This window comes from Mesorhizobium sp. f-mel (assembly GCF_053850215.1).
Window position 1 is genome coordinate 14,035 of the sequence record NZ_JBSPTO010000032.1, and the last position, 26,126, is coordinate 40,160.

Consider the following 26,126-nt stretch of genomic DNA (forward strand, 5'->3'; position numbering starts at 1 on the left):
TTCACCCGCTACCCGGTCATCGGCAACGGAACGGCTCAATTGAGACCACAGCCGAATTTCAAACTGCGACATTGCCGGCTGGCGGCGCGTTGACGCATCATCGCCATCCCGATACGGGATCGGGACAATCGATCTCGAAGGGATTTGGCGCATGGTGCATTATGCGGATGGACGGCCGATCGGCGATCTGACGCTCAGGACGCTTGCCATGCCCTCGGACGCCAATGCGGCGGGCGATATCTTTGGCGGCTGGGTGATGGCACAGATGGACCTGGCCTGCGGCATCCGCGCCGCCGAGCGCGCCAAGGGCCGCGTGGTGACGGCGGCGGTGAAGGAGATGTCGTTCGCCAAGCCGATGAAAATCGGCGATACGCTGTGCATCTATACGCATGTCGAGCGCGTCGGTCGCACCTCGATGATGCTCAAGGTCGAGGCCTGGGCGCAGCGCTATCTCTCCGACCTTATGGAGAAGGTCACCCATGCCGATTTCGTCATGGTGGCGCTGGACGGCGAAGGCAAGCCGAAGGCCGTTCCGGCCGAAAGCTGACCGGCTGGATGTCGTCGGCTTAAAGTCGAACGGCAACGCCGCTTCCAGCCTCTCGCAAGGAGATGGGAACAGCGATGCTGTGTGATGCTTTTCATATTCGCGTTCGCACATTCGTGACCATGTCCGGCAGGGCATGAGGAAAAGACAATGCGTCAACGATTGCTGAACGACGTATTGGTGGGCGCGCTTGCAGCCTTGTTCTGCCTGCTGGCCGCAACCGCCTATACCGAGGTCAAGCAAGGACGAGCCGAAGCCAGCTGCGCCTCCGAAAACCACACCCTCAATCGGCAAGCGACCAGGTGCGAAATCTGCGTTGCAACGACGTGCCACACCGGCGCGATGAGCGTGAGCAATTGCTGCAAAGGGGCGGCCTGCGCCATCGAAGCAAGGTGGTCAATCGGCCCCGAAATCGAAGCGGATCGAAAGCCGTCTGCGGGCCGGAATGCACATGCAGCCGTAGAAATCGTCTAAGCTACACGCCGCGCACAAACCGTTGCAGCGCAAGAGTTTCAGGCGTGAATCCCATCGAACCTCGCCCGCGCGGCCTTGACCCGCTCGGTGTTCTTGCGCGCCCATTCGCCGAGCGCACCGACCGGCACAAGAAGCTCGTAGCCAAGATCGGTCAGCTCATAGTCGACGCGCGGCGGAATGGTCGGAAACACGGTGCGGGTGACGAAACCGTCGCGCTCAAGCCCACGCAATGTGGTGGTCAGCATCTTCTGCGAAATGCCGCCGACGGCGCTGCGCAATTCGTTGAAGCGCAGCGGCCCGTCACCGAGCTTGCCGACGACGAGTACGGTCCATTTGTCGCCGACGCGCTGCAGGATTTCCGAGATGGCGCGGCAGTCCTCGGTGCGGTGCGGGTGCCTTGGTAACAAAAAGGTGCCTCCTTGCGCCTCGTGAGTGCAGTCACTCATATAGTTCAGGTATCTAAACGATACCAGAAATTTGCCTGAAGGAGAGCCCCTCTATGTCCAAACCCAAAATCGCCATTGTCGTCGGTTCGACCCGCGCCGCACGATTTGCCGACGTTCCGAGCCAGTGGATCGCCAAGATCGCCAAGTCGCATGCCGACATCGACGTGGAGGTGGTCGACCTGCGCGACTTCCCGCTGCCGTTTTTTGACGAGGTCGCATCGTCCGCCTGGGCGCCGTCGCAGAATGAAGTGGCAAAGCGCTGGCAGAAGAAGGTCGCCGAGTTCGATGGCTTCATCTTCACCGCCGCCGAATACCACCATGGCCCGACCGCCGTGCTGAAGAACGCGATCGACTACGCCGCCAATGAATGGAATAAGAAGCCGGCCGGCTTCGTCGGCTATGGCAGCGTCGGCGGCGCGCGGGCCGTCGAGCAGCTGAGGCTGCATGCGGTTGAGCTGCAGATGGCGCCGGTCAAGTCCGCCGTCCATATTGCCTGGGCCGATTTCCTCGCCGTCAGGCAAGGTGAAAAGAAGCTCGACGAGCTTGAGCACCTGAACCAGGCGGCGACCGCGCTGGTCAACGACGTTGCATGGTGGGCCAAAGTGCTGAAGGCGGCGCGTCAGGCTGACGCGGTGGCCGAGGAAGTCAAGGCGGCCTGAACCGCAGACCAGAACAATCCTTCCAAGGATCCGGGGCGGCGCTTGCGTCGCCCCTTTTTGATTAGGCTAAGGCTGGCTGCCGCGGCTGCCGAGGCCTGATGATACAATCGGCAAGGCGGTCCATTTCGTTCAGCTCACCCGCATGGTGCTGGCCCCACTCGCAGAGCGCCAAAAGGATAGGCTCGAGGCTTAGGCCGAGTCGCGTCGCCGAATATTCGACGCGCGAGGGAATTTCGGCAAAGATCTCGCGTCTGACAAGACCGTGTTCCTCCATTTCGCGAAGCTGCTGGATCAGCACTTTCTGGGTGATATCGGGCACCAGCATCTTCAGCACCGAAAGCCTTCGGGGGCCGTCGAAGAGATGGTAGAGAATAACAGCCTTCCATCGGCCCGAGATCACTTTCAGGGCGCGTTCCGCCGGCAGCAGAGGCAGTCTCTTGGTTTGCAGCCTTTTGGCCAGCTTGGCCATGGTCACCTCCTGGTCAGCAGGGGACAAATGAGTGTGTAGTCGCGATCAGGCAGATAGTGGCAAACAGCAGCCGATGCCATAGCGATGGGTGCATACCATGAGAGCCATTCAACTGAACCGTTTCGGCGGTCCCGACGTCTTCGACGTCGTCGAAATGCCGAAGCCGCTGCCGGAGGCGGGCGAGGTGCTGATCCGTGTTCGCGCGGCCGGCGTGAATTTCTTCGAAGTGCTGATGCGCGGGGATCGCTACGCGGTGACGCCGGACTTGCCTGTCATTCTCGGCGTCGAGGCTGCCGGGACCGTGGAGGCGCTTGGTCAAGGGGTGGACATATCGCTGACCGGAACACGCGTCGCGGCGCCGCTGTTCGCTTCGAAGCGCCCGTTTGGCGGCTATGCCGACTATGTCACGATCGACGCAAAGCTGGCCGTGCCTTTGCCCGACGCGCTCTCGTTCGAAGACGCGACGGCCTTGATGGTGCAGGGGCTGACGGCTTTTCATCTGCTGCGGCAAAGCCCGCCAGCCGGCAAATCGGTGCTGGTCACTGCAGCCGCGGGCGGTGTCGGCTCGTTGCTTGTCCAGCTCGCCAAACGCCAGGGCGCCAGCACCGTGATCGCGGTCGCCGGCAGCAGGGCCAAGCTCGATCTTGCCCTGTCGCTTGGAGCCGATGCCGCGGTAGACTACAGCACGTCGGATTGGCCCGCGCGTGTCCGGGAAGCGGCAGGCGGCGCCGGCGTCGATGTCGTCTACGACATTGTCGGCGGCCCGATGACGGCGGCGTCGCTGCAAGCTCTCGCGCCTGGCGGAGAGTTGGTCTTTGCCGCGCTGGGCAGATACGCGATCGGCGCTGCGGAACTGGAAGCGATGATCACCCGAAACCAGTCCTTGCGAGGTTTTGCCCTGCTTCCGCTGCTCTCTGCCGATGGCCTCAGCGCCGGCCTGTCGGAGCTTTTCCACCTGGCCGCCAGCGGCCAGCTTGCCGTGACGCAGGGCGGCCGCTATCCGCTCGACCAGGCAGCCGAAGCACATCGCTCGCTGGAGGAGCGTCGCTCGACCGGCAAGGTCGTGCTGATACCTTAGAGCAATTCTAGGAAAAGTGTGAACGGTTTTCCGTCCGGAATTGCGCAAAAACAAAGAGATAGAGCGGTTCGGCGTTTCCGTGAAACGATGAACCGCTCTAGTATCGTGGTCGACGATTAACTGCGCACAGGCCAATCGTGGAACCTGTCCGCTTTGCGCCTGATGTCGGCCGTTGAGGTGATTTTAGCTGTTGCCCGATAGCGGACGTTGCCGGTGACCACCTTGGACATCGTTGTTGCGCCATAACGCGACCTTCAGGGCGCTCCTTCAAAGCTGCCCTTCGCGCATTGGTCGGAGTCACCCAAAGCGGAGTTGCGGAGGGCTACGCCCTCAGTCTTTTCACAGTCTGGACGACGCTGTCCAGAAGCAGCTGGCTTCGGTCAGCCACGGGTTTTCAAGCGACGAAGATGGTCCCACTTTGAAGTCCCTTCACTCAACTGCTTATAGGTCACAGCCGCCCGGACATAGCGCCTGTTTTCCGATGCTGTGTGTCCGGGCAGCAACGTTTGCCGTGTTCGGCGATCTGCTGCAACGGAGTATTTGACAGTTCGATGAATGAACCGTCATAAAGCCGTACGAAGAGGGGGCGCGCTTCAGAACTGCGATGCGGGGGCCGGTAAGTTTTTCGCTGTTGTTGACGGCGCTCGTCGGCATCCAGCCGGCGGCGGCCGATATCGTGCCGCGCAACCAGCCGGCGGCCGGGTCGGTCATTGCCCGCAAATCGGGCGAGGAAGTGCGCTTCCTAGAATTCGCCTCTTGGCAGGTGGTCGATCTCAGGCAGGACGTCGTCCCCGGCGACTATCTGCGCACCAACGCCACCGGCAGCCTAGCAGTGCTGTTTGCCGACCGCACCCAGATGCGGCTTGGCCGCAATACGACGCTCCTGGTCAAAAAGATCGGCGCGGCGTCCGACACCGAGTTCAAGCTGGAGAGCGGCACCATCTGGGCGCGAGCAGAGCGCGGCGGCGAAGGGCTGACCATCGACACGCCCGCCGCCGCCGCCGCCATCCGCGGCACCGACTGGACGATGACCGTCGACGGCAACGGCCGCACCTCGCTGATCGTGCTGGAAGGCACGGTAGAACTCGCCAACGAATTCGGCTCGGTCAGCGTCGCCGAAGGCGAAGCCGCGGCGGCCACCATCGGCTCGGCGCCGACGAAGGTCGTCATCGTCGATTCGGACGACCGCGAGCAGATGCTGTTCTACTACTCCTTGCGCGACGCTTTCACCGTCCTGCCAGCATCGGCATTGTCGAGCCTGGACATGCGCAAGGCGCGCGCCAGGATAAAGGCGATGGAGCCGTCGTCCCGATCCGCCGAGGACTGGGTGACATTGGCCGAGGTTAATCTTGACTTTGAAGGGCGGGAAGCGGCGCGCGACGCGGCCAGGCAGGCGCGACAATTCCCGCTGACGCGCGCGCAGGAAGCCCGGCTCGATCTGATCGACGCGTTGATCGCCGGCGCCGAACAGCGCTATGCCGAGGCGGCGCATCTGTTCGAACGCGCGGCGCCGCATCTCGATCCCAGCCGGCGTGTCATGGCGCGCTATGGCGGCTACTATGCGCGCTCGCTGGCTGACCCCAGCCATATCGAAGCTCCGCCGGTTAATGCGGATGCCGGCGTCGCCGCGGCCATCGCCGAGGCTCTGACGGCCGGATTTCTGGTCGACCTCAAAGCTGCAATTGCCGTTCTCGAAAGAGCCGAACGGCGCTATCCCGGTGATCCGACGCTGCCCGCCCTCAGGGCACAAATTGCGTTCCTGCTCGACGACCGCGAACAGGTGGAAGCGGCAATCGATCGCGCTTTGTCGCTCGACCCGGATAATATGATCGCGCTCCAAGCACGCGCCGGTTATCGGGCCGGAATCAAGGGCGATCTTGAAGGCGCGCTTGCCGACCTCGAGCGCGCGGTGGAGCTGGCGCCCGGCTCGGCGAGCTGGAACGCTCTCGGCCTCGTTCAGAGCGCGCGCGGCGCCACTCGCGAGGCGGAGGCGGCGCTGAAGCGCGCTATCGAACTCGACCCGAAAGATCCTGTCCCCCACGCCAACCTCGCCATCATCTATCTCGAGCAGGACCGCACGGCCGAAGCGAAGGCCGAAATCGACACGGCGCTCGCAGTCGATCCGGCGTTCGACATCGGGCTGGTTGCGCGCGGCCGCTACTATCTGCAGACCGGCGAACTGGACAAAGCGCGTGACGACCTACTCGCCGGCACGACCGCCAATCCGGCCTATTCCAATGGATTGCTGCTGCTTGCCGTCGCCTATTACGAAGCCGGCGAGCTGGAACCCGCCGAACAGGCTATCGAAAACGCCGACCGCCTTGATCCGAACGATCCGGTGATTTCATCCTTCCGCACGGCGGTTGCAATCGACGAGTACGAAGCCGACAAGGCGATCGCCAGCGCACAGGAAGCGCTGAAGCGCACCAGAGCGCGCGGCGGCGACTATGCCGCCCTCAGCGCCAATCGCGACACCGGCTCGACGTTGAACGACGCGTTCCGGCTACTCAATCTCAACGCCTGGGGCCGCTACTACGGCGACGCGGTTTTCGATCCCTTCACCGGCTCCGGTTATGTCGACCAGGCGCTTGCCGGTAGCTTAAATCCCTTCGTCAACAATCTGCGTTTCGGCGACGTGCCGACGGAACCGGGCCCTAATGCAACCAGCTTCTCATCGTTTTTCCAAGGCTTGATGCTCGACCCGCAAATGCTGGCCGGCCGCCAGAGGAGCGCCAACATCCTCCGGCGACCTTTCATCGAAACCACCGTCGGCGGGGGTTTTGTCGCCGATGACGGCGATCTGGGTTGGAACAGCGAAATCGAAACCCAAGGGTATCAAGCAGCTCCCTTTCCCTGGAGCTTCTACGGCAGGATCAACGGTTTGGAGACCGACACGCGTCGCGGCGATGATCCAGCGACCGGCCAGTTCGATCTCGATGACCGTTCGATCACCGGCACAGGCTACATGGCCATGAAGCCGACGCCGAATGACCGGATGGTGGCGTATATCGATGTCAAGGACTTCGAGTTCGACCTAAGCACAGTGCTGGACCCTACCGTTCTGCCGCTAGGAGGAACGTATGCCGATTCCGGCGACACCCGAACCGGCAACGCCGGGGTCGCCTGGAGCCATACATTTGGTTACCAGAACGTTGCCAGCGCGGCGCTGTTTGCGACCGACATTACGGATCGAAGCAACAGAACCCGCTTGGAGGAAATCGGCTTCGGGGAAACAGGATTCATTCTGGAGAGTGAGACCAGCCAGCAATCCTATCTCGCCGCATTCAATCACATCTACGGAACCGGTGACTTGACTCTCCGATACGGAGGTGAGGGCGGACTCTTGGAAGTCTCAAAAGACGAAACGCTTTCTTTCGTGTTTCCTTTTATCCCGGACACAATCATATCCGAATCCACTACGGCAGTCGATGTCGCCATTGGGCGCGTCTATTTCGACGCCGTCTACGAGTTCAACCCCAATCTCAAAGTGGAGGGAGCCTTATTCGGCACTTATTTCGACGGTGGCACGATTGATGAACAACGCCTGGAGCCTCGCCTCGGTGTCGCCTGGACGCCTTTCGAAGGCCATTACCTACGCGCCGGGTTCCTGCGCGAAGGCTCGTTCATAACGTCGGCGACCTTGGCGCCGGTCGGAATACTCGGCCTGCAATCCAATCAGAATTCTCTAGCTGTCGACGGCTTTTCGGACACGTTTGCCGCGCGCTGGGACGCCGAGTGGAACAGCCGCCTTTTTACGGCCGTCGATTACCAGCATCAGGAATTCGAGAAACTTTCGATCGGCGTTCCGGCTTCCGCCACCACAATCGATCTCAGCGAGGGCCGGCTCGACCGGATCAGCGCCACGGCCAACGTCTGGATCGGCAACGGCTTCGGCGCGTTCGCGACCTTTGCCTACGCCGATTCAGAGAACGAAGATCCGACAAGTCCAGGCTTCGGCGGCCCGCTGCCCTTTGTCCCCGAAACGTCCGCGCGGTTTGGCCTGACCTGGGTTCACCCGTCCAACATCAAGGTCACGCTGGCCGAAACCTATGTCGGCTCACGCACCGGCGATGCGGCGGGGACTGAGCTCGAATCCTACTGGTCGACGGATGCCTTCCTGACCTGGGAACCTTTCGACAAACGATTTGAACTCGAAATTGCCGCGTACAATCTGTTCGACGAGGATTTTCAGGTCGCATCGTTCACCCCCGGCTGGGGCCGCAGCATCGTCGGTTCGCTGAAGGTCCGGTTCTGATGTTTGCAGGCGGGCCGTGGTGGAAGGGCCTTGGCGCTTCCGCGCCCGGAACCCCCTCCTGCCGCAACGGCATTCTTGCGATTGCGGTCCTCGCCGTGCTGCTAGTTGCTGGTCTGTCCCTGCTCACGCCATGGAAGCTCGTCGAGGCGCGCGCTTTCGATTATCTCTCTACCATTTCGCCGCCGCCCCCGCCCGATGACGGGCCGGTCATTGTCGCCATCGACGAGCCCTCGCTTGCCGAGATCGGCCCGCAATGGCCATGGCCGCGCGATCTTCACGGGCGGCTCGTCGAGGCTCTGCGCCGCGCTGGAGCGAAAGCCGTCGGGCTCGACATCATCTTTGCCGAGCCGTCGACGCCGGCCGCGGACGAAGCGTTGGTCAAGAGCCTTGGCCCGGACGTGGTTCTGGCCGGTGACGAGACATTCATCGAGACCGAGCAGGCCGCCCAGCATGTCCGGGTCGAGCCGCTGGCCATTTTCACCGCGACGGGCGCCGCAACCGGCATCGCCTCAATCGCGCCCGACGGCGACGGCATCCTGCGGCGCGTGCCGGGCTATGGCGACGGCTTTGCGGCAGAGCTTCTGAACGCCGCCGGCCGGCCGGCCACTGTACCGCGAAACGCGCTGCTGCAGGCCTTCGGCCCGTCTCGCACATATCCGACCGTCTCCTACTATCAGGCGCTCGATCCCGACAGTTTCCTGCCGGAGAATTTTTTCCGCGGCCGCATCGTCATGGTCGGGCTCAGCCTGCAGAACGCGCCGACGCTGTCGCAAGGCGGCGCCGACGTCCACGCCTCGCCGTTCACCATCCGCACCGGCAGGCTCGTTTCCGGCGTCGAGATCCAGGCGACGGTCTTCGACAATCTGGCGCATCAGCTGTTCATCGCGCGCCCCCCGGCATGGGCGGCAATTCTCTCGATCCTGCTTGGCGCGGGCATTGGCGTTCTTGCCGTCTGGAAGTCGACCGGATGGAAGACCCTGGCCGGCGCTGTGGTTGCCGTGCTGGCGCTCCTCGCCGGCAGCTATATGGCGCTGCGCTACGGCCGTGTCTTCGTCGCGCCGCTGGCGCCAGCGCTTGCCTTTACTCTTGTCGCAAGCGCGCAGGCGGCGCGCGATTTCGCGGCGGAGCGGAAGCTTAGGCGCGGCATAACGCGCGCCTTCTCGCAATATCTGTCGCCGGCCCTGGTGGAACGCCTGGCGCGCGACCCGACGCAGCTTCGCCTTGGCGGCGAAATCCGCACGCTGACCATTCTCTTTTGCGACATTCGCGGCTTCACCACCATCGCGGAGGCGATGAAGGGCGATCCCGAGCGGCTGACAACGCTGATCAACCGGCTGCTGACGCCGCTTTCCGACGTCGTGATGGCGCATGGCGGCACCATCGACAAATATATCGGCGACTGCCTGATGGCATTCTGGAACGCGCCGCTGGACGATCCAGACCACGCCATCCATGCGGTGGAGGCCAGCCTCGAAATGCTCGCCGCGCTAGATCGGCTGAACGCGCAATTGCAGGCGGAGGCCGAAACGCGCGGCGAAACGCCGATTGCGCTGCGCATCGGCATCGGCGTCAACACCGGGCAATGCGTCGTCGGCAATGTCGGATCGGAGCAGCGCTTCGACTATTCGGCGCTCGGCGACGCGGTCAATCTGGCATCGCGGCTGGAGGGCGCCTCGAAGGATCTCGGCGTTCCGCTGGTGATCGGCCGGGCGACCGCCGAACTGGTGTCAGACAGGATTCCGCTGAGCCCGCTGCGCGAGATCACCGTAAAGGGGCGCGGCGAGTCTACCATGGTCTATGCCCCCGCGGCGGTAAGCGCACCGGTTTCGACAGCCGCAAGTTAGGCGGTTGTCCGTTCGCGTTCGAACAGGATTGTCGGCGACCCCTTGTAGCTCGTTCTGGTTATCTCGCGATAACGGCATTTCAGGGCGAAGTTTACGGAGCCGGTATTGTCCGGATCGAAGATGCCACGCAACGAACTGTTCGAGGATGATGCCGACGAACTGCAACTTCGGTTCTACTGCTACATCGGCCTGCGCGGCAAAGAGCCGAACGGCCCCGAGGAGCAGACCGAGCAGGCGCAGTTCGACAGCGACCAGGGCTACAAGGCCGCCCTCCTCTCGACGCTGAAACTCACCCCCGAGTTGCTGGCGGATGGTTCGCTCTAAAACGGGTTGAGCGACCGGTGGCCTGTCTCATTTCCAGCAGGCAGGCCCGCCCTCCTTACATTTAAGAGCGCCTATCGCGATCGTGACGACATTCCGACGACGCGTCAGGATATTTGCGCCAGCGCCTCCTGGATGAACGGCAGCTATCCCTGAGCCGCATCCGAAACCTGACTGTCTGGAAACGGCCCCAGAGCCGCCACGGCGCTTATGCCATGATGGCCAAAGCGTCCGCGAAGAAGCTTTCGCCGCCGAAATTTCCCGATTTAAGAGCCAACACCATGTCGCCGTGACGACCTCCGATACTGTGCAAGACGGGCACGCCCGCAACGATTTCCTGCCCGAGGCCAAATGCGGGAATGGCAAGCCGGTCGACCACCGCGCCGGATGTCTCTCCGCCCGCGACGATAAGGCGGCGCACGCCCCGTTCCACCAGGCCTTCGGCAATCGCCGCAAGGGACTGCTCAATGACTTGGCCGACCGCATCGCGTCCGTAGCGGGTTTGCAGCCTAGATACATCATCCGGATTCGAGCTGCTGGCGATGATGACGGGAGTTCGGGCCATCCGCTCGGCCGCCCAATCGAGGGCAAGCTGTGCCTCCTCCCGCCCATTCATAAGCTTTTCCGGATCGAGCCGCAGGACGGGCATTGTCTGCTCGGCTTTGGCGATCTGTTCCAAAGTCGCCTGTGAACAGCTTCCGGCAAGAACAGCTGCTGGTCCCGCGACCGGCTTGCCGTAAACAGCAGTCCGCTCGTGGCGACGTACGGTGCCCGCCGCGATCAGGCCGCGGGCAAGACCCAATCCCAAGCCCGAGGCTCCGATCGACAACCGCTGACGAAGCGCAGCCGCACCAATTGCTTCGAGGTCGCTCTCGAACACGGCATCGGTGATGGCCGCTCCGTTCCCATCGGATGCCAGCTGTGCCAGCCGCTCGACGATCGCCTCGGCGCCGCGCGCAACGATTGCGAGATTGACGAGTCCAACCGACGCAGCACTCTGCCGAGCTAGAACGCGGACCAGGTTGGCATCGTGCATGGGGTTGAGCGGATGATCCCTCAGCGGGCTTTCATTGAGCGGCGCCGCACCGACGAACAGATTGCCCTGATAGACGGTGCGACCGGTCTGCGGAAAGGCCGGCGTCACCAGCACCGTTGCTTCACCGGCATCGGCGCGCAGGGAATCGAGCACCTGGCCGATATTGCCCGAGTCGGTGGAATCGAAGGTGGAACAGATTTTGTACATGACATGATTGGCGCCGCGCTCGCGCAGCCAGCGATCAGAGGCACGGGCACGTTCGACCGCCTCAGATGCGGCGATCGACCGGATTTTCAGCGAAACGACGATCGCATCGACTTCGGGCAAAGCCAGGTCGTCCGTGGGAATTCCGATGGTCTGGATCGTACGCAGACCCTCTTTGGCCAGCGTGTTCGCCAGGTCCGAGGCACCGGTGTAATCGTCCGCGATGCAGCCGAGCGAGAGCGTCATGGTAGAACTCCGCGTTTGGCACCGGAAATTGGGCGCTGGCGCTCGCCGGTATAGGGAGCGAGCCAGCTGAGCCCGTCGAGCGTCTTGCTCCTCGGCCGGTATTCGCAGCCGACAAAGCCGGCATATCCTAGCCGGTCCAGCTCGTCGAAAATGAAGTGATCATCGAGTTCCCCGGTCGCCGGTTCATGCCGCGAAGGCACGCTGGCGATCTGGATGTGACCAATGAGCGGCATCAGCCGGCGAAGCGCCATGGTGACGTCACCATGCATGATCTGACGATGGTAGATGTCGAATTGCAGCTTGAGATTGGGTAGCGCCAGGTCGCGGACGAGAGCTTCGGCGAAGCCGAAGTCGTTGAGGAAGTAACCCGGCATGTCACGGCCGTTGATCGGCTCGATCAAGAGATCGATGCCTCGGTCGGCAAGTTTCCCGGCCGTCCAGACGATGGCCTTCCGGTAGGCCTCGACGGCTTCCTTGTCGTCGCGAGAGGCAATCCCCGACATGAGATGGAGGCGCTTGACGCCGGTCGCCTCTGCGTAGGAGAGCGCTGTTTCAACGCCGACCTGAAGCTCGTCGAACCGTTCTGCCAGGGAGGCCAGTCCACGCTCACCGGCAGCCCAGTTACCGGGCGGCAGGTTGAACAGGACCTGGCTAAGACCGTTCTTTGCGAGGCGTCCCGCGATCGCATCGGGTCTATGCTCGTAAGGGAAAAGGAACTCGACCGCTTCAAAGCCGGCAGCGGCGGCGGCAGCGAACCGGTCGAGGAACGGCCATTCGTTGAACATCATGGTGAGATTGGCGGCGAAGCGGGGCATGGCTGGGTCCGGTCCTGGTCAGGTTTGCGGTTCGCCGGGCAAGTCGGTGCCCGTGATCTTTGCGTAGAGTCGGGCGACCGAGGCATCGTCATCGCGCCCCATCCCGGCCGCCGAGGTCATCAGGAACATCTGCAGCGCTGCGGCCGCGACCGGCACGGGGAACTTGGCGCTGCGCGCCATATCCTGGATGATACCGAGATCCTTGACGAAAATGTCGACGGCGCTGCGTGGGGCATAGTCGCCGTCGAGCACGTGCGGAATCCGGTTCTCGAACATCCATGAATTGCCGGCCGAGGCGGTGATGACCTCGTAGACCTTGCGAATATCGAGCCCTTGCCGTGCGGCCAAGGCGATGGCTTCGCTCGCTGCCGCGATATGCACACCGGCGAGCAACTGGTTTATCATCTTGAATGCCGCGCCGACGCCCGGTTCATCCCCAAGTTCATAAAGCTTGGTTGCCATCGCGTCGAGTGCGGGCCGCGCCCTGGCAAAGGCGGCGGCGCTGCCGGAGGCCAGAATGGTGAGGGCGCCTTCCGCCGCGCGGACCGACCCGCCACTGATTGGCGCGTCGAGATAGAGCCGTCCGGTGGTTTCCAGCCGGGCGGCCAGATTGCGTGCAACGTCAGGATCCATGGTGGCTGAGGAGACGAACACCGCGCCATCTGGCAGGGTTTCGGCCACTCCATCCGCACCAAAGAGGATCGCTTCGGTCTGCGCCGCGTTGACGACGACAGAAACCACGACGTCCGCGGCCTGGGCGGCCTGGGCGGGGGTTTGTGCCCCCCGCCCGCCGTTAGCGACAAGGCGCGCCACCATCTGCTCGTTGACGTCGAAGCCCGTCACCTCGAACCCGGCGCGGCGAAGCGATGCCGCCATCCCAAATCCCATCGAACCGAGGCCAATAACCGCGACCCGTAGTGCGGCTGCAGCTGGGATATCCTTCTGCTTGTCGGTGGTGGTCATAATGGAAACTCCCTGCATGAGGCGGTTCTGCTAGCGGTTGACCAGTTTGGGTGGGACCGTCAGAACCAGGATCGCGCCGACCACTAGAATTGCGGCCAGCGCGTACATGCCGACCTGGGTCGTTCCTGTCAGATCCTTGAGATAGCCAACGAGATAGGGGCTGACGAAGCCGGCGAGATTTCCGACCGAATTGATGAGCGCAATACCAGCCGCAGCACCAGTTCCGCCGAGGAACGCTGTGGGCAGTGACCAGAACAGCGGCGCACAAGTGATCGCACCCGCTGCGGCCAGCGACAGAAAGGCAATCGCGATGGTGGGATCGGGCGAGGTAGCTGCAACCACAAAGCCGACTGCTCCAAAGAGAGCGGGAACCACCAGGTGCCAGCGGCGCTCGCGATATCTGTCGGCGCTGCGCCCAAAAAAGTTCATGGCGATCACAGCGCAGATAAACGGGATTGCGCTGATCAGTCCGATGTTGAGGTTGCCGGCGACGCCCGTCGCCTTGACCAGCGTGGGCATCCAGAACGTCAATCCGTACTGGCCCATTACGAAGCAGAAATAGATCAGACACATCAGCCAGATCCGGGGATCGCGGAAAATGCCGGCGACGGAGTGTGAGCGTTCCTTGCCGTGCTCTTCCTGGGCGATCTCTCGCTCGATTGCCTGCTTCTCCGCTTCACTCAGCCACTTGGCGTGACGGATGCCGTTGTCAAGGAAGAAAAAGACTGCGATGCCGAGCAGGATTGCTGGACCCGCTTCGATCAGGAACATCCACTGCCAGCCAGCAAGGCCGTTGCTGCCATGGAACGAATCCATGATCCAGCCAGAAAGCGGATTACCGAAAATCCCCGAGATGGGGATCGCGGACATGAATATCGCGATGATCTTGGCGCGCCGATGCGAGGGATACCAGTAGGTGAGGAAGAGGATGATACCGGGGTAGAAACCAGCCTCGGCGACACCGAGCAGGAAGCGCAGCAGGTAGAACATCGGGGCAGATGCAGTGAACATGAAACCGGCCGAAATCAGGCCCCAGGTGATCATTATGCGGGCGATCCAGACGCGTGCCCCTACTTTGTGCAGGATGACGTTGCTCGGGATCTCGAACAGGAAATAGCCGATGAAGAAGATGCCGGCGCCAAGGCCGTAGACGGTTTCACTGAAGGCAAGATCGGCCGACATCTGCAGCTTGGCAAAGCCCACGTTGACGCGATCGAGATACGCAACGACATAACACAGCATCAGAAACGGCACGATGCGCCAGAAAACTTTGCTGTAGGCAATCCTTTTGATGCCGTCTTCTGCTCCGGCCTCAGCCGGAAGCGTCGGGGTCAGTATCGTCATCTGTTTCCTCCCATAACGTAGCGGTGGTCCCTCAGGTCTCACGCCCCTGGCTGAATTTTGGCAGCGCTTGCATAGCCCAGAATGGCAGCGCTGCCAAACGAAAAGTGGCAGCGCTGCCAAATTCTGTTGAGTGCGGCGCTGGAATGTGACAAAAGAAGCGTCAGGAATTGGAGTCGTACCGACGCATCGAGCCGAGAAACCGGAATGCAGAGCGAAGCAGAAGACGGTACGCAAACCGGCGCGATGATAACCCTCACTGACGTCGCGCGCGCGGCTGGCGTCGGCGAAAGCACCGCCTCGCGCGTGTTGCGAGGGCATGGTTCCTTCTCGACCAAGACACGCGAGAGCGTACTCACTGCCGCGCGGAGCCTCGGCTATGTGCCAAACCGGATCGCGGGAACCCTGGCCTCCATGGGGTCCAAGCTCGTCGGTGTCGTCATTCCCTCGCTAAGCAACATCGTCTTTCCGGATGTGCTGCGCGGCGCCAATACGGTACTGGTCGGCGCCGGCTTCCAACCTGTCGTCGCGGTGACCGACTACGATCCGGAGCGAGAGGAGAGCGTCATCGAGTCACTCCTCAGCTGGCGCCCAGCCGGGATGATGGTAGCGGGGCTCGAGCACACCGAGCGCACCGGAGCGATGCTGCGGAACGCCCGCATCAGAGTGGCCGAATTGCTCGATACCGATGGCGAGGGCATCGACATCGTCGTGGGCTTTTCCAACCGCAAGGCAGGCCGGGTGAGCGCTCAGCATTTGATGTCGCGCGGCTATCGCTGCATCGGCTACGTCGGCCACGACCTCAGCCTGGACCTCCGCGCGGCCAAGCGTTTCGCAGCGTTTCGCGCGGCCCTGGGCGAAGCCGGGCTGAGCATCATCGGAGAAGAAATCATTCGTGCCGCATCTTCGATCGAAGCCGGGCGCGACGGGCTGGCTCGATTGCTGGAGCGTTGTCCCGATCTGGATGCGGTTTACTTCTCCAACGACGACATGGCGATCGGCGGCTATTTCCACTGTCTCGCCCACGGCATCACGATACCGGACCGGCTGGCGATCTTCGGCTACAACGGTCTCGATGTAGCCAGAAGTGCGCCGCAGCCACTTTCGACCATCCTGACGCCGCGAGTGACCGTCGGTGAGATCGGAGCACGGCTCGTCTGCTCCGATGGGCCATCCGCAGTGGTCGATATCGGGTTCGAGCTGATTGAAGGGGCGACGACGTGACTGAAACCAAGCTGAGGGACGATATCTGCCGCTTCGGACGTTCGTTGTTCGAGCGCGGGCTGACGCCGGGATCGTCAGGCAATATCAGCCTGCGGCTCGATGATGGCGGCTGGCTGGTCACACCCACGAATGCCTCGCTAGGATTCCTGGATCCTGCCCGAATTTCCCGCCTCGATGCGCAAGGCCGGCTGACCTCTGGCGATGCGCCGACCAAGGAAATTCCATTGCATACTGCGCTCTATCAGACGAGGGCAGAGGCGCGCGCCATCGTGCACCTGCACTCGACCCACGCAGTCGCCCTTTCCATGCTGCCGGAAATAGATCCCAAGGCGGTGCTGCCGCCGATGACGCCCTACTACCTGATGCGCGCCGGACAAACCGCGCTGGTGTCCTATCATCGCCCAGGCGACCCGGCGGTTGTCGCTGCGATCAAGGGCCTCGCCGGGCGCTACTCCTCAGTGCTGCTGGCAAACCACGGTCCCGTGGTCGCGGGCGAAACGCTCGAGGCCGCCGTATTCGCTACCGAGGAGCTGGAAGAAACCGCAAAGCTCTATCTGCTGTTGCGCGGCCTCAATCCCCGCTACCTGTCGCCGGAACAGGTCGCCGATTTGGTGCGGGTTTTCGGGATATCCTTGCCGGAGCAAGACGGGCACCACCATTAGGACACCCTAACCGGAACAGGCTCATTCCTGCTTGCGAACAGGCCCATACATCGTGTTGATTGTTAGCGCACGATTTCGCGATGGCCGCCGGGCAGGCGCGTGGCGATGAGCTTGTCGATGCGGCGGCCGTCGAGGTCGACGACCTCGAAGCGCCAGCCCTGCGCATCCACGCATTCGCCGGTCGTCGGCAGATGGTGCAGGTGCGACAGCACGTAACCGGCGACAGTCTCGTAGTCGCGGTTCTCGGGCAGGTCGATGCCGAGAACGTCCGCCATCTCGTCGGCCTGCATGTAGCCGGCGAGCAGCCATGAGCCGTCCTCGCGCTTGACGGCGTTTTCCTCGTCGCCGGCGTCGAGGTCCGCCCGGAAGACGCCGGTGATGGCTTCCAGTATGTCCGCCGGGGTGACAATGCCTTCGAAATGGCCGTATTCGTCATGGACCAGCGCCATCGGCACGTTGGATTCCTTGAGTGTCGAAAGGACATCCAGCGCGTCGGCCTGGTCATGGACGATGGGAGCGGTGCGCACGTGCCGGCGCGGGTCGAGTGCGCGACCGCCAAGCATCGCGGCCAGCACGTCGCGGGTCTGGACGACGCCGATCATGGCGTCGACACTGCCATCGCCGGCTGGCAGGCGCGAATGCTGGGTCTCCATCAAGAGCTTGCGGGTCGCCACGTCATCGGACTGCAGGTTGATCCAGTCGACCTCGGTGCGCGGCGTCATCACCGCGCGGACGGCGCGGTCGCCGAGCCGCATAACGCCGGCGATCATGCGCCGCTCGTCGGATTCGATGGTGCCGTGATGCTCGGCCTCGGCGACCAGCATCTTGATCTCCTCGTCGGTGACCTTCTCCTCGCTTTCACCGCGTTGGCCAAGCAGCCAGAGCATAGCGCGGCCGGAAATGTCGAGCAGGAAGACCAGCGGCGCCGAGACGGTGGCAAGCATGGTCATCGCCGGAGCAACCCTGGCGGCGACGCGTTCGGGATCGCGCAACGCGATCTGCTTGGGCACCAGTTCGCCGATGATGAGCGAGAAGTAGGTGATGAGGGCGACGACGATGCCGACGCCGATCGGGTCGGCAAGGCTTTCGCGGACGCCGGTCGATGCCAGGAACACGGACAGCCGCTCACCGAGCGTGGCGCCGGAAAAGGCGCCTGACAAAACACCGACCAGGGTGATGCCGATCTGCACGGACGACAGGAATTTGCCTGGATTGGAGCCGAGTGCCAAGGCGCGTCCGGCACCCGTCACGTTGCGGTCGATCATCGCCATGAGGCGGGCAGGCCGTGACGAGACGATGGCAAGCTCGGACATTGCCAGAAGGCCGTTCACGCAGATGAGGACGACCACGATAGCGATTTCAGCGTAGAGCATGAGGGGTCAATAGCATTGCGGTGAGGTCTTCGAAAATAGATGGACGTCATTTTTCATGGCGGCGGGCGCAACCATCTCACACGGCATCCCATGGTGGCGACGAAAAATGTTCGATCAGGGCGACGATGAGCCGGAGGCCAGCGGCTCGTCTTGCGCCTACGGCAACTGCAGCAGCACGCCCACTACCGCCTTGCCGTCGGTGAAATAGGGATCACCGCCGCCATTGCGCCCGGTCTTTGTCGCACCGATGCCTGATATCTCGCTGGTCGAGATCAGCATGCCTGCGGCAGAAAGGTCGCGGATCAGGAAGTCGCGCTCGGCGTCGATGTCGGGACCGATATGGTGGGTGATCGCGCCGGTGTCGTGGCTGAGGCCGACGCCGCGATCGAAACTTGCCGCACCCAGCCAGAGCGGCCGGCCATCGTCTCCGGTCGCATCTGTCTGCCAGAAGCGGACGTGATGACGCCGGTCGGCACTGTCGCCGACCGGCTTCTCGAAGGCGAGATCCTGTGCACGGCCTTCAAATAACAACCGGCTGACCGGCGCGTCGGGATAGGGCCGATCGAACAGCACGCTTTCGCCGATCTCGATCGCGGTCTTCAGCGTGAGGGCGTCGGCCGTGTCCCATCCGGCGACGGCGAAGGCGTGGACCAGCTCTTTTTTGGTACCGACGAGGCCGACATTGATCGGATCGCCCGCAATGCCCTGCGGCGTGTGCGTCACCATCTCGAAGCGCTGCGTTCGGAAGTTGCGGTCCCGCAGGGTCCAGAATTCCGGTGCGGCGAAATAGGCGAGCACGAGATAGCCGGCACAGAACGCCACCAGCCAGATCGTTGCGCGTCGTCGAAGGCTTCGTCGGCTCACGAGATACCACCCAGGCGATACGGCATCACCTTATGCGGCGTCATTCTACGCGGCGGCGCAGAACTTGGGCAGTGGGCATCGCTTGGGCTCAGCGGCAGGCGCGGTAGCCGTTCTTGCGGTTCTTGATGTCGAAATGGAAATGGTTGCGGTGATCGTAATTGTAGCCGGGGCCGAGCACAGTGGTGAAATACTCACAGCCGTCGGCGCGCACAGTGTTGAGGAAGCCGCGCGTGCGGAAGGCGAATAGGCCGGGCTTGCGCACGTCGATATCTTTGCCATTGCCGAGCTCGATGCTCATGACGTCGAGGGCGTTGCCCTTGCCGTGCTCCGACAGCACGCCTTCGCCGGCGATCCTGCGGCAGGAATAGCTCGAGCCCTGGCGAATGGTCTTGACGCCGGAGAAATAACGCCAGCGGGCGGAGGGCACGAGTTCATTCCTGGTCCAGCCGGCGAAGGTGGCGGCCATGTCGCAGGTCAGTGTCGCGGCCGGCTTCATCCCGATGCTGCCGATAGCCGAGACCTTGACTGGATAGTCGATGCCGCACTGGCCTTCGCGGATCGGCGCAAGGTCGGTGTAGACGACGCCCAGGCGCTTCAATTCCTTGCGGCAGTCGACCTCGCTGGCCGGCATCTGTTCGGTTGGCGCCATCGGCTCGTCCATGCGCGGATAGGCGGCGGTCATGTATGGGTTGGAGGGGACGAGGCGCTGCATGCCCGCGTAGTTCGGAACGGCTGATGTCTGGCTTCCGACATCGACGGCCGGTTCCAGCGAAAGTACGCTGCCGGTGGTGCATGCCGAGATCGCTGCGATGGCAAGCGCGCCGGGAATCATGCGCGCGCGTCTGGTTTGCCGCACGGCGACAAGCGCGGCGCGAAATATCCCGGCCATCGACAAGATCCCTGTCCCCGAGCCTGGTCCCGATCAGGCTCTGTCTCGTTGTTTGATCATGATCTTTCTCCGAAAACCGGATCCCACTTTTCGGGCTCATGATCAGATGAGACAGAGCTTAACCGCCAAGAGTAAAGGAAAAATCAGCGGCCGCGTTTACGGCTGCGGCCAAATTGCGGCGCGCATGTCGGTCGTCACTGGCAGAAGGTGCCGCCGTTGCGGCGCGGTGCAAGATCGAGATGGAGATGCTGCGAATGATCCGTATCGCTGCCCGGGCCGAGCACGGTCTTAAACGGTCCGCAGGCTGCCTTGCGCACCGCATTCAGGAATTTCGCGTCCTTTTCCGGTGGCACTGGGCCGACGTCGATCCTTCTCCCGTTCGACAAGGTGAAGCTCGCGATATCGAGCGCATTGCCGAAAGCGTGCTCGGACAGTTTCCCTCCGCCGTGGCGCGGCCGGCAGACATAGGCGGATGCCTGGCCGACCGACTTGAGATTGGCGCCGAGTTCGGCCTTGGCCGCCGGCTGGATGGTATTGGCAGCGAAGCGCGCGGCGGCCTCGGCCATCTGGCAGTTCAGCTCGGTTTCGGGGTGGATATCCAATGACTTGCCCAGCGTCTTCAGCGCGATCGGATAGGGGATAGAGCAGCCGACCGCCGCATCGTGCTCGGCCTTGCGTTCCTCGAAGTCGACACCCATCGACTTCAGCCGCCTCCGGCAAGCAAGTTCCTCGTCCGGCATATTTTCCTGCGGCACAGAGGCCGAGCGCGGGTCGGGAGGGATTTCTTTCTCCTGCGCTTGCGCCGGCTTCTCCGGTGGTTTCGTGGTGGCGGCCGGTCGTTCGGCCTCGGCGGGCTTTTCGCTCGGCGTTGGAGCGATTGCCGGCGGCTCCGGCCGGGCTTCCTTATGCTGGTCCGACGTCTGCTGGTCCATTTTGTCGGTCGCAGGTTGATCAGGCTTTGGCCCATCCGCAGGGCGCGGTTCGGGGATCGGCACGTCGGCAGGCGCGGCTTCTTGTGCTGATTGCAACCGATTGAGCTCCGGGACAGGCACGGTTTCAGGCAATTCCGGAGCTTGGGCCAGGGCCGATCCTGCGGACAGCATCGCCGCCGCCAAAGGTAGCGCCAATCTGTTCAATCCGGCCAATCTGTTCAATCCGGCCAATCTGATCAATGTGGCCAATCTGATCAATGTGGGAGGGGTCAGCGCCGCCATTCGCCGTTAACGGTGAGCGAATGCGGAAGTTGCCTGAACGAGGGTTTTGGCCGATCACGAACGGTAACCGCGGTGTTACGCACCGATCGCTTCCAGCCCTTCCTCCAGCCAGTCGGCCAAGAGCGGCATGCCGAGCAGATATTTCGCCGTGCGCTTGTTGGCGCGCTCGCGCGCGGCCGCCAGCGCGTCGGCCCATTCCGAAGCGTCATAGTCGCCGCGTCCAACCCAGGCCAGGGCGACCAGTTCGGCCGCCTCGTCGACATTGAGGTCGTTGATCAGTTCGCGCAATTCTTCTTCGGTGAGGTTTTCGGAACTTTCCTCGACGAGACCGTCATGATGATGATTGTCATGCGCCTCGCCGTCGAGTTCGACCTCGTGCTCGGCGCCATCGGCATAGTCTTCGTTGACGGCGGCGCTCAGCGCCTTCGCCTTGAGGATGAACAGGCGCACGGTGTCGGGACCGATCGAAAGCTCCCATTCCTTTTCAAGGCGCCGCTGCACTGGCTTTCTCCGCATACTCCGTTGCCGTTTGCTGGATGATAGCGAATTTGCAGCGCTCGTCACGTCATGTTCGGCACTTCTATTTTCCGACTGGCGCGGACCGTTCAAAAAGCTTTCAATGGCCATGACTTTTTTCCGGGATGAAACGGCTTTTGCCCGGCGTTAGTCTTGCATTGTCATTCTTCAAGGAGGGTTCGATGCGCAGACGATTGCTGATCCAGGTTCTGGCGGTTGCCGCCCTGCCGCTATTTGCCGTTCCGGTGTTTTCGGCCGGTGAAGGTGGAGGCGGTGGTGGTGGCGGCCAGACGACACAGTGCAAGAAAGGCATGGTCTGGGACAAGAAGCTGAAGAAATGCGTTGCGCCCAAGCAAGGCATGCTGGACGACGACAACATCTATGAAGCCGGCCGCGCGCTGGCGATGGCCGGACGTTATGACGAGGCGATCGCCGTGCTCAGCCTGGCTGCGGACAAGAAAGACCCTCGCATCCTCAACTACCTCGGCTATTCGCACCGCCATTCCGGACGCGTCACCGTCGGTCTCGGCTATTACGAGGAAGCGCTGCGCATCGATCCGAACTATACGCTGGTACGTGAATATCTCGGCGAGGCGCATCTGCAGATCGGCGATCTCGCCGGCGCCCAGGAACAGCTCCGCGAGATCGAGAAGCGCACCGGCAAGGGATCTCGTGAATACGGCATGCTGTCTGAGCAGATAGACCGTTTCATGAAGAGCTGATTCGAAGCCCAAAACGCTTCTCACTCCGGCTGTGAGCAATCGCAGCCGGTTTTTTTTACCGCTCGCCCGGCCAGCCGTGCTGCCGTGACGGCATTTCAAAAAAATGGCGGGTGAATTTTTCAAAACCGATTTTTTGGCGTGAAAAACCCACGAAGATTGCTATATTGGGGGAAATTGCGGTGAGACGGTTCCGTTAGCCCGAGGCTGCCGGACCGTTTTTCTTTTTGTACCCATCGACAAGGTCGCTCCCGGAATGCGGGGGCGGCGGCAGGAAAGGTCAGGCATCATGAACAAGGTCCCGATGACAGGCGAGGGGTTCGCGTCATTGAAGGAAGAACTGCGCTGGCGCCAGCAGGAAGAGCGGCCGCGCATCATCGAAGCGATCTCCGAAGCACGCTCGCATGGCGATCTTTCCGAAAATGCCGAGTACCACGCGGCGAAAGAGGCGCAAAGCCTCAATGAGGGTCGCGTCAACGAGCTCGAGGACTTCATCGCCCGTGCCGAGGTGATCGACATCACCAAGCTCAGCGGCGAAAAGGTCAAGTTCGGTGCGACCGTGGTGCTGGTCGACGAGGACACGGAAGAGAAGAAGACCTACCAGATCGTCGGCGACCAGGAAGCGGATGTGAAGTCCGGCCGCATCTCGATCTCCTCGCCGATCGCGCGGGCGCTGATCGGCAAGGAAGTCGGCGATGCGATCGAGGTCAACGCGCCAGGCGGTGCGCGGGGCTATGAGATCGTCCAGGTGCAGTTCATCTAGGGGTAGAGCGGGCAGGATTTGTTCCTGAATCGCACTGTTTTAGCCCGAGGTTTGCGCTGCCGCTCATCGCCCTGCCGGGCACTTCTCCCCGTATAGTGACGGGGAGAAGGACGCCGTGACCGACGGTTTCGCCAATTATCAGCGTTGCAGGACAGGCGCCGAGTTCGCGTCCAGCCCCCTTCTCCCCGTCACTATACGGGGAGAAGGTGCCGGCAGGCGGATGAGGGGCGGCGCCGACCTTTCCATTTGGATTGATTCAATAAATCAATGCCTTCCGGTTGCCAGATCGTGCGCTTGGCGCTCCATAAGCCTCTCCGCCTCCGCCACCACTTCCGCAGGCACGACACGGCCGCCGGGCGCGGCCAGCAGCGTTGACGAGAACGGCCCGCGCGGGCCGGTCAGGCCGGGTTCTGTCGCCAGAAACACCGCGACCGTCGGCAGGCCGAAGGCACTGGCGAGGTGGGTGAGACCGGTGTCCGCGCCGATGACCAGCACCGATCGGCCGATGATCGCGGCGATCTCGGCAAGCGGTGATTTCGGCACCAGCACGGTCTGCGGAACGGCTTGGGCGATCGCCTCGGCAATCGCCTTTTCCCTGTCGTTAGACCAGGTGGTGACCGGCGTCATTCCTCTTCCCACGAGAAGCCGGGCAGTTTCGATCCAGTCGCCGACCGGCCATTTCTTGTCCTCGCGGCTGGTGCCATGCAGCAGGAAGGCGGTTTTTCCCCCGACAAAGTTCGAACCGCCGGCCGGCGGCATGATGCCGGACTCGAGCCCGGAAAAATCCGGTTCATAGCCGAGCGCCAGCCCGAACAGCCGCCTTGTGCGTTCTATGGCGTGCAGATCGCGCGGCACAGCGTAGCGGCGGTCGTAGAACAAAGTCGCCGAAGGCTCGCGAGCGCTCGACCGGTCGAAGCCGACGATCGGCGCCGCGGCCTGTTTCGCCACCAGGGCCGACTTCAGCAATCCTTGCGCGTCGACGACGAGATCGTAGCGGCAATCCCGCAAGGCGCGGCGCAATCCCGCTGCCTCGCGCCATGTGCCGCGGCCGAGTGGGCTTGTGCGCCAGCGCCGGATTGCCACTGTGTGGATGGTTGCGATCGCCGGATGCAGCGCCACGATGCCGGCAAAAGCCTCTTCCACACACCAGTCGAGCGACACATCCGGCCGGTTGCGGCGCGCATCCTCGACGGCCGGAAAGGTGTGGATGACGTCACCCATCGAGGATGTCTTGACGATAAGCACCCTCATGCGGCGGCCGGCATTTCCAGCAGCCGTTCCGCCGCTGCCGCGACCTGTGCCACCTCGAGCGTGTTCAGGCAATTGAGATGGTTGAGCGGGCAGATTTTCCGGTGGCAGGGCGAACAGGACAGGCCGAGCCAGACCAGTTCGCGCTGCTCGGCGAGGGGCGGCGTATTCTGCGGCGAGGTCGAGCCGTAGACGGCAACGATCGGCGTGCCGACTGCGGCGGCAACATGCATCAGCCCACTGTCGTTCGACACCGCAAGCCTGGCCGCGGCGATCAGGTCGATGGCGTCCTCCAGCCGCGTCTGGCCGGCGAGATCGACGACGCCAGGTGCAAGCGTGGCGATTTCCGCCGTTACGTCGGCGTCGTTCTTCGATCCGAACAGCGCGACCTCAAAACCTTTGGCCATCATGTCGCGGGCAAGGCCGGCATAGCGTTCGCTCGGCCAGCGCTTGGCCGGGCCGAATTCGGCGCCGGGCATCAGCGCGACGAATTTTTTCGCCTCCAGCCCGAAGCGGCCCAGCAATTCCGCCTGGTTTTTTGTATCGACAGCGAGCTTGGGAGCGCGGAACGTGCCCCCCCGCGCGAGGCCGAAATAGGCCTGCGCCGTGCGCCGTTTCAAATGGTCGGGCAAGGGAACGATATCGGTCAGCAGCCCGTAGCGCATTTCCTTGAGATGGCCGACGCGGCGCGGAATGCGGGCAAAGAACGGGACGAGCGCCGACTTCCAGCTCCCAGGCATGACATAGGCGACGCCGTAGTGGCCGCGCAGCAGGCGGCCGAAGCGCCTTCGCATGCGGAATTCCAGCGCGCCGGATTTCAGCGGCAGATCGATCTGCTGGCGTATTTCGGGCATGCGCTTGACCAGTGGCGCCGCCCATGCCGGGGCCAGCACATCGATTGCGGCGTTCGGGTGAAGCTCTCTTAGCGCCGAGAACAGGCACTGCGCCATCACCATGTCGCCCACCCAGCGTGGGCCGATCACGAGGATCGTTGGGCTTTCAGCCATTCGACATAGTCTCTGACGCCGGTTTCCACTGTGCGAAACTGACCATTGTAACCGGCGGCGCGCAACCGGGACATATCAGCTTGCGTAAAACTCTGGTAGCTTCCCTTCAGGTGGTCGGGGAAGTCGATGAACTCGATCTCGCCTTTGCCCAGCGTGCCGATCACCGTTTCGGCTATGGCGCGGAACGGCTGGGCAAGGCCGGTGCCGCAGTTGAAGATGCCGCTTGAGCCCCGTTTCCATAGCCACAGATTGACCTCGGCGACATCGCCGACATGGATGAAATCGCGGCTCTGCTCGCCAGGTCCGAAACCGTCATAGGCGCCGAACAGTTTCGGGTTCTGGCCTTGCTCGACCTGATTGAACAGATGGAAGGCGACCGAGGCCATGGCGCCCTTATGCGCCTCGCGCGGTCCATAGACGTTGAAATAGCGCAGGCCCGCAACCGGCGAATGATCGGTATCGAAGACGGTGCGGCGAACATAGTCGTCGAACAGCTTCTTTGAATAGGCATAGACATTGAGCGGGCGTTCGCATTCCGGCTCCTCGCGAAACTCGGCGCCGCCGCCATAGACCGAGGCTGAGGAGGCGTAGAGGAAAGGTACCCGCAGTGCCAGGCAGGCATGCAGCAGCCGCTTCGAATAAGCGTAGTTCACCTCCATCATGAACTTGCCGTTCCATTCGGTGGTCGTCGAGCAGGCGCCCTGGTGGAAGACAGCCTCGATGCGGCCGAGGTCCCCGGCCTCCATCCGCGGCAGGAAATCGTCCTTGTCGAGATAATCGGCGATCTGCAGGTCGGCGAGATTGGCAATCTTGTGGCCGTCGGTCAGGTCGTCGACGACGACGACGTCGCTGATCCCTTCGGCATTGAGCGCGGCGACAATGTTGGAGCCGATCATGCCGGCGCCGCCCGTGACGATGATCATGAAAGCCTCTGGTATCTCGTGCCGATTCC

25 protein-coding genes and 1 pseudogene are annotated in these 26,126 nt (G+C 62.6%); 12 read left to right on the top strand and 14 right to left on the bottom strand.

Annotated features, from left to right (window positions below; all coding sequences use genetic code 11):
* Positions 1-151: 151 nt before the first annotated feature.
* Positions 152-547 (top strand): acyl-CoA thioesterase, encoded by a 396-nt coding sequence (locus ACWUKX_RS26780; protein WP_287336882.1) that lies wholly within the window; start codon positions 152-154, stop codon positions 545-547.
* Between the two features lie 147 nt (positions 548-694).
* Positions 695-1,018 (top strand): hypothetical protein, encoded by a 324-nt coding sequence (locus ACWUKX_RS26785; RefSeq protein ID WP_456009750.1) that lies wholly within the window; start codon positions 695-697, stop codon positions 1,016-1,018.
* Between the two features lie 38 nt (positions 1,019-1,056).
* Here ACWUKX_RS26785 and ACWUKX_RS26790 read toward each other — a convergent pair whose 3' ends face one another.
* Complete coding sequence (locus ACWUKX_RS26790) at positions 1,057-1,425, bottom strand: winged helix-turn-helix transcriptional regulator (RefSeq protein WP_029350030.1); 369 nt, start codon at positions 1,423-1,425, stop codon at positions 1,057-1,059.
* Positions 1,426-1,517: 92 nt separating this feature from the next.
* Here ACWUKX_RS26790 and ACWUKX_RS26795 point away from each other — a divergent pair, with 92 nt between their 5' ends.
* Entirely contained in the window at positions 1,518-2,123 is a 606-nt protein-coding gene (locus ACWUKX_RS26795; RefSeq protein ID WP_456009751.1) for an NADPH-dependent FMN reductase, read from the top strand.
* Between the two features lie 61 nt (positions 2,124-2,184).
* Here the strand turns inward: ACWUKX_RS26795 and ACWUKX_RS26800 are convergent, their stop codons facing one another.
* Positions 2,185-2,592 (bottom strand): winged helix-turn-helix transcriptional regulator, encoded by a 408-nt coding sequence (locus ACWUKX_RS26800; RefSeq protein ID WP_456009752.1) that lies wholly within the window; start codon positions 2,590-2,592, stop codon positions 2,185-2,187.
* Between the two features lie 97 nt (positions 2,593-2,689).
* On the opposite strand from ACWUKX_RS26800, the gene ACWUKX_RS26805 reads away from it, so the two are divergent.
* From ACWUKX_RS26805 to ACWUKX_RS26820, 4 genes and pseudogenes are all read left to right on the top strand, one after another.
* A complete protein-coding gene (locus ACWUKX_RS26805; protein ID WP_456009753.1) occupies positions 2,690-3,670 on the top strand; it encodes a quinone oxidoreductase family protein in 981 nt (326 codons plus the stop codon).
* 604 nt (positions 3,671-4,274) lie between these two features.
* Positions 4,275-7,925, top strand: coding sequence for a tetratricopeptide repeat protein (locus ACWUKX_RS26810; protein WP_456009754.1), 3,651 nt, complete (start codon positions 4,275-4,277; stop codon positions 7,923-7,925).
* Positions 7,925-9,769 carry a CHASE2 domain-containing protein gene (locus tag ACWUKX_RS26815; RefSeq protein ID WP_456009755.1) on the top strand — a complete coding sequence of 615 codons (1,845 nt, stop codon included), beginning with the start codon at positions 7,925-7,927 and terminating at the stop codon, positions 9,767-9,769. The genes ACWUKX_RS26810 and ACWUKX_RS26815 overlap by 1 nt, the downstream gene beginning before the upstream one ends.
* 129 nt (positions 9,770-9,898) lie before the next feature.
* Positions 9,899-10,093, top strand: a pseudogene (locus tag ACWUKX_RS26820) (DUF1857 domain-containing protein); the annotation flags it as partial.
* A gap of 205 nt (positions 10,094-10,298) precedes the next feature.
* Here the strand turns inward: ACWUKX_RS26820 and otnK are convergent.
* From otnK to ACWUKX_RS26840, 4 genes are read right to left on the bottom strand one after another with little or no spacing between them, the layout of a single operon-like run.
* Positions 10,299-11,576 (bottom strand): 3-oxo-tetronate kinase, encoded by a 1,278-nt coding sequence (otnK, locus tag ACWUKX_RS26825; protein WP_456009756.1) that lies wholly within the window; start codon positions 11,574-11,576, stop codon positions 10,299-10,301.
* Positions 11,573-12,391, bottom strand: coding sequence for a 2-oxo-tetronate isomerase (gene otnI, locus ACWUKX_RS26830; RefSeq protein ID WP_456009757.1), 819 nt, complete (start codon positions 12,389-12,391; stop codon positions 11,573-11,575). The genes otnK and otnI overlap by 4 nt, the downstream gene beginning before the upstream one ends.
* 18 nt (positions 12,392-12,409) lie before the next feature.
* Positions 12,410-13,354, bottom strand: a complete 945-nt coding sequence (gene ltnD, locus ACWUKX_RS26835) for an L-threonate dehydrogenase (RefSeq protein WP_456009758.1) — start codon at positions 13,352-13,354, stop codon at positions 12,410-12,412.
* Positions 13,355-13,384: 30 nt separating this feature from the next.
* A complete protein-coding gene (locus tag ACWUKX_RS26840; RefSeq protein ID WP_456009772.1) occupies positions 13,385-14,698 on the bottom strand; it encodes an MFS transporter in 1,314 nt (437 codons plus the stop codon).
* Positions 14,699-14,902: 204 nt separating this feature from the next.
* On the opposite strand from ACWUKX_RS26840, the gene ACWUKX_RS26845 reads away from it, so the two are divergent.
* Together ACWUKX_RS26845 and otnC are read left to right on the top strand one after the other, a co-directional pair.
* The gene (locus ACWUKX_RS26845) at positions 14,903-15,919 is read left to right on the top strand and encodes a LacI family DNA-binding transcriptional regulator (protein ID WP_095519157.1); all 1,017 of its coding nucleotides are present in this window, start codon (positions 14,903-14,905) and stop codon (positions 15,917-15,919) included.
* Positions 15,916-16,581: a 3-oxo-tetronate 4-phosphate decarboxylase gene (gene otnC, locus ACWUKX_RS26850; RefSeq protein ID WP_127317522.1), complete on the top strand. Its 666-nt coding sequence runs from the start codon at positions 15,916-15,918 to the stop codon at positions 16,579-16,581. The genes ACWUKX_RS26845 and otnC overlap by 4 nt, the downstream gene beginning before the upstream one ends.
* A 62-nt stretch (positions 16,582-16,643) precedes the next feature.
* On the opposite strand, the gene ACWUKX_RS26855 is transcribed toward otnC, so the two are convergent.
* From ACWUKX_RS26855 to ACWUKX_RS26870, 4 genes are all read right to left on the bottom strand, one after another.
* Positions 16,644-17,954, bottom strand: a complete 1,311-nt coding sequence (locus ACWUKX_RS26855; protein WP_456009759.1) for a hemolysin family protein — start codon at positions 17,952-17,954, stop codon at positions 16,644-16,646.
* Positions 17,955-18,110: 156 nt separating this feature from the next.
* Complete coding sequence (locus ACWUKX_RS26860; RefSeq protein ID WP_287114815.1) at positions 18,111-18,818, bottom strand: LssY C-terminal domain-containing protein; 708 nt, start codon at positions 18,816-18,818, stop codon at positions 18,111-18,113.
* 88 nt (positions 18,819-18,906) lie between these two features.
* Positions 18,907-19,707, bottom strand: a complete 801-nt coding sequence (locus tag ACWUKX_RS26865) for an extensin-like domain-containing protein (RefSeq protein WP_065012005.1) — start codon at positions 19,705-19,707, stop codon at positions 18,907-18,909.
* Between the two features lie 194 nt (positions 19,708-19,901).
* Positions 19,902-20,810 carry an extensin family protein gene (locus tag ACWUKX_RS26870; RefSeq protein WP_456009773.1) on the bottom strand — a complete coding sequence of 303 codons (909 nt, stop codon included), beginning with the start codon at positions 20,808-20,810 and terminating at the stop codon, positions 19,902-19,904.
* Between ACWUKX_RS26870 and ACWUKX_RS26875 the strand changes: the two genes are divergently transcribed.
* Positions 20,740-20,931: a hypothetical protein gene (locus ACWUKX_RS26875; RefSeq protein WP_456009774.1), complete on the top strand. Its 192-nt coding sequence runs from the start codon at positions 20,740-20,742 to the stop codon at positions 20,929-20,931. The two genes, ACWUKX_RS26870 and ACWUKX_RS26875, sit on opposite strands and share 71 nt — an antisense overlap.
* 65 nt (positions 20,932-20,996) lie before the next feature.
* Here ACWUKX_RS26875 and ACWUKX_RS26880 read toward each other — a convergent pair whose 3' ends face one another.
* A complete protein-coding gene (locus tag ACWUKX_RS26880; RefSeq protein WP_029350061.1) occupies positions 20,997-21,422 on the bottom strand; it encodes a DUF3775 domain-containing protein in 426 nt (141 codons plus the stop codon).
* A gap of 197 nt (positions 21,423-21,619) precedes the next feature.
* Here ACWUKX_RS26880 and ACWUKX_RS26885 point away from each other — a divergent pair, with 197 nt between their 5' ends.
* Both ACWUKX_RS26885 and greA read left to right on the top strand, forming a co-directional pair.
* Complete coding sequence (locus tag ACWUKX_RS26885) at positions 21,620-22,159, top strand: tetratricopeptide repeat protein (RefSeq protein ID WP_065012063.1); 540 nt, start codon at positions 21,620-21,622, stop codon at positions 22,157-22,159.
* Between the two features lie 286 nt (positions 22,160-22,445).
* Entirely contained in the window at positions 22,446-22,919 is a 474-nt protein-coding gene (gene greA / locus ACWUKX_RS26890; RefSeq protein ID WP_023799806.1) for a transcription elongation factor GreA, read from the top strand.
* A gap of 264 nt (positions 22,920-23,183) precedes the next feature.
* Here greA and waaC read toward each other — a convergent pair whose 3' ends face one another.
* The 3 genes from waaC to rfaD are packed head-to-tail and all read right to left on the bottom strand — an operon-like array spanning position 23,184 to position 26,097.
* Positions 23,184-24,170: a lipopolysaccharide heptosyltransferase I gene (gene waaC, locus ACWUKX_RS26895; RefSeq protein ID WP_456009760.1), complete on the bottom strand. Its 987-nt coding sequence runs from the start codon at positions 24,168-24,170 to the stop codon at positions 23,184-23,186.
* Positions 24,167-25,174, bottom strand: a complete 1,008-nt coding sequence (gene waaF / locus ACWUKX_RS26900; RefSeq protein WP_456009761.1) for a lipopolysaccharide heptosyltransferase II — start codon at positions 25,172-25,174, stop codon at positions 24,167-24,169. Before waaF ends, waaC begins: the two co-directional genes overlap by 4 nt.
* Complete coding sequence (rfaD, locus tag ACWUKX_RS26905) at positions 25,147-26,097, bottom strand: ADP-glyceromanno-heptose 6-epimerase (RefSeq protein WP_455846747.1); 951 nt, start codon at positions 26,095-26,097, stop codon at positions 25,147-25,149. Before rfaD ends, waaF begins: the two co-directional genes overlap by 28 nt.
* Between the last annotated feature and the right edge of the window lie 29 nt (positions 26,098-26,126).